The sequence below is a fragment of the Stenotrophomonas sp. 3(2025) genome (genome assembly GCF_052665395.1).
The window spans coordinates 51,985-63,809 of record NZ_JBQOIF010000017.1; the positions used below are offsets into that span (position 1 = coordinate 51,985).

Annotated in this window: 9 protein-coding genes; 1 reads left to right on the forward strand and 8 read right to left on the reverse strand. The window is 64.3% G+C overall.

All coding sequences use genetic code 11. The annotated features are described in order from the left end of the window. Positions 1-135: 135 nt before the first annotated feature. The 8 genes from ACUXVE_RS13765 to ACUXVE_RS13800 form a co-directional block, all read right to left on the reverse strand. Positions 136-3,534, reverse strand: a complete 3,399-nt coding sequence (locus tag ACUXVE_RS13765; protein WP_445514596.1) for a glycosyltransferase — start codon at positions 3,532-3,534, stop codon at positions 136-138. Next, positions 3,534-4,889 (reverse strand): ABC transporter ATP-binding protein, encoded by a 1,356-nt coding sequence (locus tag ACUXVE_RS13770; RefSeq protein ID WP_445514597.1) that lies wholly within the window; start codon positions 4,887-4,889, stop codon positions 3,534-3,536. Before ACUXVE_RS13770 ends, ACUXVE_RS13765 begins: the two co-directional genes overlap by 1 nt. Beyond that, positions 4,879-5,673, reverse strand: a complete 795-nt coding sequence (locus ACUXVE_RS13775; protein WP_445514598.1) for an ABC transporter permease — start codon at positions 5,671-5,673, stop codon at positions 4,879-4,881. The genes ACUXVE_RS13770 and ACUXVE_RS13775 overlap by 11 nt, the downstream gene beginning before the upstream one ends. After that, positions 5,673-6,857: a cystathionine gamma-synthase gene (locus ACUXVE_RS13780; RefSeq protein ID WP_445514599.1), complete on the reverse strand. Its 1,185-nt coding sequence runs from the start codon at positions 6,855-6,857 to the stop codon at positions 5,673-5,675. The genes ACUXVE_RS13775 and ACUXVE_RS13780 overlap by 1 nt, the downstream gene beginning before the upstream one ends. Before the next feature lie 123 nt (positions 6,858-6,980). Further along, positions 6,981-8,351 (reverse strand): pyridoxal-phosphate dependent enzyme, encoded by a 1,371-nt coding sequence (locus ACUXVE_RS13785; RefSeq protein ID WP_445514600.1) that lies wholly within the window; start codon positions 8,349-8,351, stop codon positions 6,981-6,983. 351 nt (positions 8,352-8,702) lie between these two features. Further along, positions 8,703-8,939 carry a YdcH family protein gene (locus ACUXVE_RS13790; RefSeq protein WP_093818802.1) on the reverse strand — a complete coding sequence of 79 codons (237 nt, stop codon included), beginning with the start codon at positions 8,937-8,939 and terminating at the stop codon, positions 8,703-8,705. A 323-nt stretch (positions 8,940-9,262) separates the two neighbouring features. After that, positions 9,263-10,147, reverse strand: a complete 885-nt coding sequence (locus ACUXVE_RS13795; protein WP_025878452.1) for an OmpA family protein — start codon at positions 10,145-10,147, stop codon at positions 9,263-9,265. Further along, positions 10,144-10,509 carry a DUF4398 domain-containing protein gene (locus tag ACUXVE_RS13800; protein ID WP_445514601.1) on the reverse strand — a complete coding sequence of 122 codons (366 nt, stop codon included), beginning with the start codon at positions 10,507-10,509 and terminating at the stop codon, positions 10,144-10,146. Before ACUXVE_RS13800 ends, ACUXVE_RS13795 begins: the two co-directional genes overlap by 4 nt. A gap of 121 nt (positions 10,510-10,630) precedes the next feature. On the opposite strand from ACUXVE_RS13800, the gene ACUXVE_RS13805 reads away from it, so the two are divergent. Further along, positions 10,631-11,758, forward strand: a complete 1,128-nt coding sequence (locus tag ACUXVE_RS13805) for a PilT/PilU family type 4a pilus ATPase (protein ID WP_025878450.1) — start codon at positions 10,631-10,633, stop codon at positions 11,756-11,758. Positions 11,759-11,825 lie beyond the last annotated feature (67 nt).

Below are 11,825 nucleotides of genomic sequence, written 5' to 3' on the forward strand. Positions count from 1 at the left end.
AGCAACCGAGGCGAAGACGCCGCATTCTTACGCATGCGACCGGCAGCGTAAAGCCTGTGTTCACTCACCCGCGCTTTCCGCAAGGCTTCGGACAAAGGCCCAGCCGGTGTGGTTCACCGGCTGGGTCCGGGATGCTCAGCGATCGGCGATGGCCTGGGACAGGATGCGCCGCAGGGCAGCATCGGAATAGTGGCGGGTGATGAATCTGCGGCCATCGTCCGATACCTGCTGCCACCGTACGTCGTCCTGCAGCAGCAGCACGATATGCGCAGCCATGCCAACGGCATCATCAGCGGCAGGCATGAAGGTGGCTGCCTCGCCCAGCCCCTGCATACCGACCGAAGTGGTTACACAGGGAAGGCCGTGTCGCAGGCTCTCCAGCACCTTGCCCTTGACCCCGCCACCGAAACGCAGGGGTGCCACTGAAACACGAGCCTTGCGGTACCAACCATCCAGCACCTTGTCGCTTACATAGCCGGTGACGTCGATGCTGTCCGACGCCATGGCCAGGATCTCCGGACGCGGGTTGGATCCAACCAGGCTCACGCGCACCGCTGGCAATTGCGCCTGCACCAGTGGCAAGACCTGGTCGATGAACCATTGCGCCGCGTCCACGTTGGGCGCATGCGCAAAACCTGCGACAAACAGGATATCCCGCCGCTCCTTCGCGTCCGGCACGTCGGCATCGGCAACCGGCTCAAAGGCATAGAGCGGGATGGTGTCCGCACGAACGGTCGCGTCCGGCGCGTTTCTCGCAAGCCAGTCGCGGACGTAAGAGGTCTCGTCACTCGACGGGTACAGCACCACGTCGGTTTCCCGCCAGAGCGCGTGCTCGAAATCGCGGAAACGATCCGCCTCGCGTGCCAGGGCAGCATCCGGCTGCAACTGCAACTGCTGCTGCATTCGCAGATGATGGATGTCGTGGCCGTAATAAACCAAGGTCGCCTTGCTGTGCCGGCGAACACTGGCGACAAGTTCTGCCGATACGTGTGGGCGGTTGAGGATGACCGCGTCCAGGTAGCGCCCATTGCTGGCCATCCACGCATCGAACCCGTCCACACCGACACAATCCGCACCGTGCATCACCTCGATGCCAATACGCTGCAGCGGCGGGGCGTAGACCGAATCGAGGTAGGCGTTTGCAGGCCAGAAGGTCACTTGGCAACCCTCCTGCAGCAGCGTATGCATCACCTGGCAGGTCGCACGCGAACCCGCGTCGCGATCCGGCTGCGGGATGTAATGATCAACCACCAGCACGTGGCGCTTGCTGCGCGAGCGATCGCGCGCAAGGAAGACGTGTTCGCCGTTGGCGAACTGGTCCTGCTCCAGCGTGGGCTTCCAGCGGGCAAGGAATTTTTCGCGATTGACCGCCTGCCACGCCTTTACGCCGCTCCCTTCATCTGTACCGCTGGAAACTCCTTCGTAGTGCACTACCACCGATGCAGGCTGCATGTAGACCTTCAGCCCGCGTGCGCGCACGCGGAAGGCAATATCGGTGTCTTCGTAGTAAGCCGGCGCGAAGTGCTCATCAAAGCCGCCCAGCTCTCGGAAGAGCGCCATCGGCAGCATGATCGATGCGCCAGACACATAGTCCACTTCCTTCAGGTAGTTGTAGGCCGGACACGCCGGATCCTGCAGACGACCAAGGTTCCATGCGCTGCCATCGGACCAGACGATACCGCCAGCTTCCTGCAGCCGTCCGTCCGGATACACCAGTTTGGAACCCACCAGACCGGCATCGGGATGGCTGTCAAACACTTCGACCAGGGCATCAAGCCAGCCCGGGCGCACTTCGGTGTCGTTGTTGAGCAGGTAGACATACTGGCCCTTGGCCAAGCTCAGCGCCTCGTTGCAGGAGCGCAGGAAACCCAGGTTCTTTGCATGAGCGTGGTAGCGGAGACCGGGAATCGTTGCCAACGCACCGATCCCGGGATCTCCTGATGCATCTTCCAGTACCAGCACTTCAAAGGACACCTTCGCGCCAACGCGGGCGATGGACGCCACGCATGTCAGACTCTGCTCGTAGTTGCCATAGGTGGGAACCACGATGCTGACGACCGGATTTTCGACCTCTGCAAAGCGCACATCCTTCTGGATCGCCTGCGGATCTCGCTTCACCTCGTCCAGCAGCAGCCCTTCAAGTTCCGCCGGCGCAGAGGCTTCCTGCCGCAGCAGCATCCTCTTGGCCATCGGCACCATCGGCTTGAGCAGCGGGTGTCGCGCCAGTCCGGATGCGCGCAGTGAATGCAGCACCGTGCGCCATTCACCGCGCAGTAGACGACCTGCCAGCCGCAACGGCTTGGTAATTCGCCAGGATCGGGAACTGATCAGCGACGTAGTCAGCTGCTGAAGCCCCTCGAGTTCGGCCCGGTAGGACTTCAGCAAAGCAGATACTTCGTCTGCGTCTGCGCCGCCGCCCAGAACCTGCACAGCGTCGCCATGGCTCACACCGGAACGCTCCATCAGTTGCTGGATCTGCTGATGGTGTTGCTGCAGTGCCTGACGTGCTGCATCCGTCAGACCCGTCACTGCGTTGAGCCGTTGTTGAAGGCCCGCGCGTGCAGCCCAGATTTCGGCCATGGCAGCCTCCAGCCGTTCGGCCCTGGCCCTCTCGTCCGACAGTTCAGCTTGAAGCGAATTGGCCAGCGCATGCTGGCTCTGCTCCTGTCCACGCAACACCTCAAGTTGCCCATGCAACTCAGCCACCAGCGACTGCTCGCGCACCACGTGTTCACGAAGTTCGCCGATCTCGGCATCCTGGGCCTGCGCCCAGCGCGCCACCTCGTGGTGATGCGCATAGAGATCCTCTGCTTCGGCATACAGCACCGATGCAGGCAGCTGCGGCAACAGCGACGGGGCGGCCGCAGCGACAACGACGAAATACACCGCGTCGGGAATGACCGCTGTCCGCTCCATTACCCCTTCGCCGGTATCGGTCAGGGCCTGGTAGACCTTCTGGTCCTGGCCCCCATCCAGCGAAGTGATCGTCGAGCAGACCGACATCCGATGACCGCACAGGCGCGAGGCGGGAAAATGGCGGTCCACCAATGCCTGGAACTCCTGCAGGTACAGCTCCTTGACGTGGTACTCGTTGTGGTAGCCAGCGCGATCGGAGTACACCTCCTTGTTCGGCGAAGACATGACCATCACGCCATCCGGCCGCAGCACGCGGCGGATCTCGGACATCATCTCTTCCTGCTCGTACAGGTGTTCGATCGTCTCGAAAGACACCACCACATCCACGCTGTCATCGGGCAACGGGATAGCGGCCGCCGATCCCTGCAGGTAACGCAGGTTGGACACATCGGCGTAGCGCTCCGCCGCATGGGCGACTGCGTCGGGCGAAATATCCACGCCGCGCACCGACCGCGCAACGCCGGCCAGCATCGCACTACCGTAGCCTTCGCCGCTGGCAACGTCGAGCACATCCTTGCCCGCGACCAGCGGCAGGCACCAGGCGTACCGGTGCAGATGCTCCTGGCGTATCACACCGTGTTCGGTGGGTACGAAACGTTCGCCGGTAAACTCGATCATCAGGATTCCTTGTTGACATCGATGGCCAGCATGGGCAAGCCCACCAGGCCAAACCGCATGGTCTCGTCGATCGCGCGGAACTCCAGCGCGTCATGGATCCAGTGCTGCTGTGTGTGGTCGTGCTGGTCGCCGGAGGCCACCGCTGCATCGATCATGTAGGAGCCGGAAGGCATCACCGGCATGCGGAACAGGAACGAGGCCGCAATGCATTCGCCTGGCAGGCCGCCTACCGGCGCATCCTTGCAGGCGAAGTAGCTGTTGTCGCCGAAAAGGCGCTGGCCCAGGCGATCCTTGACGTAGAAGCCGACGATAAGACTGTCCAGCGCCTGCACCAGCTCTACGCGGATGCGCAGACGCACCAGCTCGCCGCCTTCGGCCATGCCCAGAGGCGCACCATCTTCGTCGGTGAGCGCCACATCAATGATGCGTGCCCCTTGGGCACCAAATTCCTGCCCGACATTATCAGGGTCGAACTGGAACAGCGCGATACGGTTGCTTGCGCCAGCCTCCAGCAATGCCTGCTGACGGAAGTCCGGGGCGTCGCCAGCCAGGCGCCGCTGCTTCCGTTCGACCACTACCTCGTCCGCACCAGATTCGCGGCGTCCGACCACATGCTGTTCGGTCATGTACGCCTCGATAACCTCCTGCGACGTGCCGGACAGGCGCATCTGGCCATTCTGCAGCCATACCGCACTCTCGCAGAGGTTGGTCACCGCTGCCGCATCGTGACTGACGAACAGCAGGGTGCCGCTCTTCTGGAACTCGCGCAGGAAACGCATGCATTTCTGCGAGAAGAAGGCATCGCCTACGGCAAGCGCCTCGTCGATGATCAGGATGTCGGCATCGACATGGGCGATCACCGCGAATGCCAACCGCACCGACATGCCACTGGAATAGCTGCGCACCGGTTGGTCGATGAACTCTCCGATGTCGGCGAAGGCCAGGATGCTCTCCATGCGCGCTTCGATCTGGGGCCGGCTAAGGCCAAGGATCGTAGCGTTGAGGTAGACGTTCTCGCGCCCCGTGAATTCCGGATTGAAGCCGCTGCCCAGTTCCAACAGCGCCGCCACTCGCCCCTTGACCGTGATGTGGCCTTCGGTCGGGTTGAGGGTACCTGCGATCATCTGCAGCAGGGTGGACTTGCCCGAGCCGTTGCGGCCGACAATGCCCACGGTCTGTCCGCGGCGTATCGAGAAACTGACGCCGCGCAGTGCCCAGAAATCCTTGTAGAAGGACCTGCGCTTGCCCGCCAGCGCCTGTAGAAGCCGATGTGAGGGGCGCTCGTACATGTGGTACGACTTGCCCACGCCCTGTACCTCGATCACGACTTCCTGTTCGACGCGTTCAGAGCACATCGGCAAACCCCACACGCAACTTGTTGAACATGCGATGGCCCAGCAGTGCGACCGTGCATGCGATCGCGGTGTAGATACCCAGGCCGCCCCAGTTGGGCAATCGACCCCAGATCACCACTTCGCGCACCTGATCGATGATGAAGGTCAGCGGATTGAGTTCAAAGACAATCCGATAGCTCTCCGGCACCGATTCAACCGGCACGATAGCCGAGGACAGGAACAGCATCGCAGCGGCGATCACGCCGGCGATCTGGCCTATGTCGCGCAGATACACACCGAGCGAAGACACCATCCAGCCTACGCCGACGGTAAGGATCACCAGTGGCACCACCACCACCGGCAGAAGCGCTGCAGTGACCGGGATACTGCCCTTGATAGCAAGCTGCAACAGCAGCAGCACAACCATGTTCATCAGCAGGTGGAACAGCGCCGAGAAGGTCATGCTCCAGACCAGGATATCCAGAGGGAAAACCACCCGCTTTACGTACCCGGTGTTGGATACGATCAGCTGCGGCGCGCGGGTGAAGCATTCGGCAAAGAAGCCATGCACGGTCAACCCGGCGAACAGGATCAAGGCAAAGTCCGTGGTCGACCCGGTTGACCCGGGCCAACGCCCCTTCATGACGAAGCCGAAGGCTAACGTGTAGACCAGCAGCATCAGGAACGGACTGATCAGCGACCACAGCAGGCCGAAACTGGCGCCTCGATAGCGGCCAAGCACTTCGCGCTGGGTCAGCTCGAAAGCCAGCGAGCGATGCTTGCCGAAGACCGAGAGAATGCCCATCAGGCTGCCTGCGCCCCCAGCGCCCGCTCAAGATCCACCTGCAGATCCCCCAGGTCCTCAACACCCACGCTCAGCCGCACCAGTGCATCACTGATGCCCAGCTGCTCGCGGCGCGCCACCGGGATCGAGGCATGGGTCATCACCGCCGGGTGGTTCACCAGGCTTTCCACCCCGCCCAGCGACTCGGCCAGGGTGAACAGTTCGGTCTTCTCGCAGAAGCGCTTGGCCGCCTCGAAACCACCCTTCAGCACGATCGAGACGATGCCGCCGTAGCCGGCCATCTGCTTGCCCGCCAGCTCATGCTGCGGGTGCGAGGCCAGACCCGGGTAGATCACCTTCTCCACCGCCGGGTGCTTTTCCAGCCACTGTGCCAGCGCCATCGCGTTGGCGCAGTGCGCCTTCATGCGCAGTGGCAGGGTCTTCAGGCCACGCAGTGCCAGGAAGCTGTCGAACGGGCCCTGCACGCCGCCCACCGAGTTCTGCAGGAAGGCCATCTGCTCGGCCAGTTCGGAGTTGTCGCCGACCACCACCATGCCACCGACCATGTCCGAATGGCCGTTGAGGTACTTGGTGGCCGAGTGCAGCACCAGGTCGGCGCCCAGCTCCAGCGGACGCTGCAGCATCGGCGAGGCGAAGGTGTTGTCGACCACTACGATCAGGCCATGGCGCTTGGCGATGGCGGCGACCGCGGCGATGTCCACGATCTTCAGCATCGGATTGGTCGGGGTCTCGATCCAGACCATCTTGGTCTTCGGCGTGATCGCCGCTTCGAAGGCCGCCAGATCGGTCAGGTCGACGAAGCTGAAGTCCAGCGCAGCGGTGCGGCGACGCACGCGCTCGAACAGGCGGAAGCTGCCGCCATAGATGTCGTCCATCGCCACCACGTGGCTGCCGGCATCCAACAGCTCGATCACGGTGGAGCTGGCGGCCATGCCCGAGGCGAAGGCGAAGCCGCGGGTGCCGCCTTCCAGCGAGGCCACGCAACGCTCGTAGGCAAAGCGGGTCGGGTTGTGGGTACGCGAGTACTCGAAGCCCTGGTGCTCGCCCGGGCTGGACTGCGCATAGGTCGAGGTGGCGTAGATCGGCGGCATCACCGCGCCGGTGCTCGGGTCGGGCGACTGGCCGCCATGGATGGCCAGGGTGGCCAGCGCCAGCGCGCGGTCCGGGGAAGAAGCGTTGGACATGTCGTTTCCTGATTGGCGCCGATGGCCGGCGCCGTCGAAGGAGCGGGATTCTATCAGCGCGGCCTTAACGAGCTTTGACGCGGATAAACCGGGATTCAGCAGCGATCTGCGGCGATAAACGCCTTACTGAACGCGCCGACGCAGGTAATTCAGCAGGTCGATCCGGGTGATCAGGCCGAAGAAGGTGTCACCGTCCATCACGATCGCCACCTGCCCGCGGTCGAACACCGGCAGCAGCGCCTCGATCGGCGACTTCACGTCCAGCCGGTCCAGCTTGCTGACCATGGCGGTGGCCACAGGGTCGCGGAAGCGGGCTTCGTCGCCATAGACATGCAGCAGCACGTCGCTTTCGTCGACAATACCGACCAGCTGGTCACCGTCCAGCACCGGCAGCTGCGACACGTCATACAGCTTCATGCGCTGGTAGGCGGTGGTCAGCAGGTCGTTCGGGCCGATCACGACGGTGTCGCGCTGGCCGTACGGGCGCAGGATCAGATCGCGCAGGTCACCGTGCTGCGGGCGCTCGAGGAAGCCGTTGTCCAGCATCCAGTAGTCGTTGTACATCTTCGACAGGTACTTGTTGCCGGTGTCGCAGACCAGCACCAGCACCTTCTTCGGCGTGGTCTGCTCCTTGCAGTACTTCAGCGCCGCCGCCAGCAGGGTGCCGGTCGAGGAGCCTCCGAGGATGCCTTCCTTGCCCAGCAGCTCACGCGCGGTATGGAAGCTCTCCGCGTCGGTGATGGCGTAGGCCTTCTTCACACGGCTGAAATCGGAGATCGAGGGCAGGAAGTCCTCGCCGATGCCTTCCACCAGCCAGCTGCCCGACTTGTCGTTGAGCACGCCGTCGTTGATGTACTCGGCCAGGATGGAGCCGACCGGATCGGCCAGCACCAGCTCGGTCTTCGGCGACAGCGTGGCGAAGGCGCGCGACAGGCCGGTCATGGTGCCGGAACTGCCGCAGCCGAACACGATGGCATCCAGATCGCCATCCATCTGCTCGAGGATCTCCGGGCCGGTGCCGAATTCATGCGCGGCCGGGTTGTCCGGGTTGCCGAACTGGTTGACGAAGTAGGCGCCCGGGGTCTGCTCGGCGATGGTCTTCGCCAGGTCCTGGTAGTACTCGGGGTGGCCCTTGGCCACGTCCGAGCGGGTCAGGCGCACTTCGGCCCCCATCGCCTTCAGGTTGAAGATCTTTTCCCGGCTCATCTTGTCCGGGACCACCAGGATCAGCTTGTAGCCCTTCTGCTGGGCCACCAGCGCCAGGCCCAGGCCGGTATTGCCGGCGGTGCCTTCCACCAGGGTGGCGCCGGGCTTCAGGTCGCCGCGCTTCTCTGCCGCTTCGATCATCGACAGGCCGATGCGATCCTTGATCGATCCGCCCGGGTTGGCGCTTTCGAGCTTCAGGTAGAGCTCGCAGACGCCAGCATCCAGGCGCTGGGCCTTGACGATCGGGGTCTGGCCGATGAGTTCGAGGACGGAAGAATGGATGGGCATTCGGGGGACTTCGGTTCGCGCCACACAGGGCCGGACCGGTGATTATCCGACGGATGGCGACGAAAGTCAGGCGTAGGGCGTGCCGACCAACGGTCGGCACCCACAGGCACTCGCAGGCCCCTCCTGCGCCCACCAGCTCGGCTGGCGGCCCAAGGGGATGCGGACGGCCCCGGATCGACGAGGAGACCGGTACCGCCCGCATCGGGGGACGTGCCTGCAGGGCCTAGGCACCACCGCGTGTGGTGCCTAGGCGCGACGCCTGCGTTCAGCGGCGTCGCGTTGCCAGGTCAGGAGAGCCTGGCGGGGCCATCGATGGCCGGGTCATGCCATTCCGGGCACGACCGGAGTGCGTCAATGCGTGGGGGACGACGCTGCGAGCGGTGTTTCGTACATTCGCAGAAGGCGTTGCTTGGCCAGCAGCTTCTCGCGCTTCATTCGACCCAGGGTGACATCATCGATCGGGAGTACACCCAACTCCGCGTCCATGCACTTCTTGTTCAACTTGCGGTGCTGGTCATGGAGTGCCCGGAACTCCGGATCGCGCGCGCGACGGGCGTCGATCTCGCTCTGGGGCTGATCTTCAAACATGATGGACCTCCTTCGACAGATACACGAACGCCCCGGCCGCAAGGCACGGGGCGTTGTTCATGGAGGAGTGCCGGTCGATGCCCACATGGGTGCCCACAACGACGTGCGGCACTGGCCTGCGCACTTCGGTCTGCTGCGGTTCGCGCCCTGCTTGCATCGGCCCGGCCCTCCCATCGTCCGGTCCGCGTTATTGCGTCCCGGACAACTGACCCTACGCTTGCTCTGGACGGGGTTCAAGCCCCTGCGGCAAAAAGACCGAACCCCGCCGAGGCGGGGTTCAGGCTGAATACTCAACACAACGAAAAACAAACAATATCAATCAATTACGGCGCAATGACGACCTCGGCCGAGCGGGCCCGGGTAGAGGCGGCCTTCTTTCCGGCCACCTGGATCCGGCTGCTGGCGACACCGGCCGACACCAGCGCGTCGCGCAGTGCCTCGGCGCGCTTCTGGCCGACGCCATTGGCACTGTCATAGGCTTCGATGCGGATCCTGCCCTTCTTGCCGATGTTCACGTACTCGGCCAGGGCCTTGGCCTGGTTGCGGGCGCCACCGGACAGGCTCGAGGCCCCGGCGGCAAACGCGTCACCGGCAAAGGTGAAGACCTCGCCGCGGCCATCGAACTTCGAGCCCGGCAGTTTCTGCCCGGACACCAGCTCGGCTTCCTCACGGGCCAGCTTGGCCGCGTTCTGCTGGGCCGAGCTGAGGCGCTGCTGCTGCTTGCCGGCCACGCTGGTCAGGGCGTTCTCGGCATCCTGGCGGGCCAGGGTCTCGGCCTCGGCCGCCTGGCGCAGGCGTTCGGCCTCTTCGGCCTGCATCTGCGCCTGCATGCGCAGCTGTTCGGCTTCCTGGCGGGCGCGGGCGGCGTCGCGGCGGCTGGCCTCGATCAGCAGGTCGCCGCGGGTGCGCTCCAGGCGATCGACCTCGCGCGCGGCCAGCGCGGCCCGCACGGCGGTCTCGGCGATCTCGACCCGGCGCTCGGCCAGGTAGGTGGCCAGCTCCTGGTCACGGCGCTTGGCCTTCTCCAGGGTGGCGATGGCCTGCTGCGCCTGCATGCGCTCGAAGGCGCCCAGTTCGGCGGTGTCCGGATTGGCCTGGATCGCCATCAGGCGCTGGCTCAGCTGGCCCACCATCGGGTTGTCAGCGGCCAGGGCCAGCGTCGGCAGGGCCAGCAGCGTAGCCAGGGTCAGCGCGGAGATGGTCTTCATCGGCGGTCCTCCCCGGTCGACAACTGGCGTTGCAGCTGGTTGACCTCGTTGCGGCGCAGCTGCAGCTGTGCGGTCGCCATGGCTTCCTCGCTGCGGGCACGGGCCAGATCGGCGTCAACGGTGGCACGCAGGGCCAGGGCCGGTGCGTTCTTGCGCTCGCGGCGGTCGCCAGCGGCACGCTGGGCCTGCTCCAGCCCTTGGCGGGCCAGCCCGATCAGGTCCGGGGCGTACTGGTCGGCGTCGGCCTGGGTGGCCTTGTCCACCGCCTGCCGGGCCTGGGCCAGTTCCAACGCGCCATCCTGCGCCCAGGCGGGGGCAGAGAGTGCGAATGCAAACGCCATCACATACAGGCTGTGGCGCATTCGTGCGAAGCTAAGTCGTTTCATTGGGGAGGCCGTACCGGTTGTCGGTTCGCGGCCATTGTCGTCAAGCCGGTACCGTGCTTGCAACGGGCACCGGCAGTTTCGTTGGGGAAAATTCGCAATGGATATCGGCTACTTCCTGAAGCTGATGACCGAAAAGAACGCTTCGGACATGTTCTTGACCACCGGCGCGCCGGTGTACATCAAGATCGAGGGCAAGCTGTATCCGCTCGGCAATACCGGCCTGCCGCCGGGAATGGTGAAGAAGATCGCCTACTCGCTGATGGACGAGGGCCAGGTGCCGCAGTTCGAGCGCGAGCTGGAACTCAACATGGCCATCGCCCTGGCCGATGCCGGGCGTTTCCGCGTCAACGTGTTCAAGCAGCGCGGAGAAGTGGGCATGGTCATCCGCGCCATCCGCAGCCGGATTCCGAGCATCGAAGAGCTCAACCTGCCGCAGGTGCTGAAGGACGTCATCATGACCCCGCGTGGGCTGGTGCTGGTGGTGGGGTCCACCGGCTCGGGCAAGTCCACCTCGCTGGCGTCGATGATCGACCACCGCAACAGCACCACCACCGGTCACATCCTCACCATCGAGGACCCGATCGAGTACCTGCACAAGCACAAGATGTCCATCGTCAACCAGCGCGAGGTCGGGCTCGATACCCATGCCTTCCACAATGCGCTGAAGAACGCGATGCGCGAAGCGCCAGACGTGATCCTGATCGGCGAGATCCTGGATGCAGAAACGATGGAGGCGGCGATCGCCTTCGCCGAAACCGGGCACCTGTGCCTGGCCACCCTGCACTCCAACAACGCCGACCAGACCATCGAGCGCATCCTCAACTTCTTCCCGGAAAGCGCGCACAAGAACGTGCTGATGAACCTGGCCCTGAACCTGCGTGCGGTGATCAGCCAGCGCCTGGTGAAGAACAAGGAGGGGCGCCGCCTGCCGGCCACCGAGGTCCTGATCAACACGCCGATGATCCGCGACCTGCTGCGTCGTGGCCAGGTGCACGAGATCAAGGCGGCAATGGAGGCTTCGCTGGAAGAAGGCATGGAGAGCTTCGACCAGTGCCTGTTCCGGTTGGCCAAGAACGGCACCATCGATCAGGAAGAAGCCCTGCGCGCGGCCGACTCACGCGATGGCCTGGCGCTGAAGTTCCGCCTGTCCGAAGGCGGCAGCGGCGAGCACGATCCGTATGCGGACTTCTCGGCCGGCGCGCCGAGCATTACCCACGGGTTCTGACGACGCGCCCGCCGGGCATGGCCCGGCGCTACCGGACGCGTGGTGGTAGCGCCGGGCCATGCCCGGC

Excerpts from the sequence above, each read along its gene's own strand:
- ACUXVE_RS13765 (WP_445514596.1), bottom strand. The coding sequence starts at position 3,534 with ATGATCGAGTTTACCGGCGAACGTTTCGTACCCACCGAACACGGTGTG.
- ACUXVE_RS13770 (WP_445514597.1), bottom strand. The coding sequence starts at position 4,889 with ATGTGCTCTGAACGCGTCGAACAGGAAGTCGTGATCGAGGTACAGGGC.
- ACUXVE_RS13775 (WP_445514598.1), bottom strand. The coding sequence starts at position 5,673 with ATGGGCATTCTCTCGGTCTTCGGCAAGCATCGCTCGCTGGCTTTCGAG.
- ACUXVE_RS13780 (WP_445514599.1), bottom strand. The coding sequence starts at position 6,857 with ATGTCCAACGCTTCTTCCCCGGACCGCGCGCTGGCGCTGGCCACCCTG.
- ACUXVE_RS13785 (WP_445514600.1), bottom strand. The coding sequence starts at position 8,351 with ATGCCCATCCATTCTTCCGTCCTCGAACTCATCGGCCAGACCCCGATC.
- ACUXVE_RS13790 (WP_093818802.1), bottom strand. The coding sequence starts at position 8,939 with ATGTTTGAAGATCAGCCCCAGAGCGAGATCGACGCCCGTCGCGCGCGC.
- ACUXVE_RS13795 (WP_025878452.1), bottom strand. The coding sequence starts at position 10,147 with ATGAAGACCATCTCCGCGCTGACCCTGGCTACGCTGCTGGCCCTGCCG.
- ACUXVE_RS13800 (WP_445514601.1), bottom strand. The coding sequence starts at position 10,509 with ATGCGCCACAGCCTGTATGTGATGGCGTTTGCATTCGCACTCTCTGCC.
- ACUXVE_RS13805 (WP_025878450.1), top strand. The coding sequence starts at position 10,631 with ATGGATATCGGCTACTTCCTGAAGCTGATGACCGAAAAGAACGCTTCG.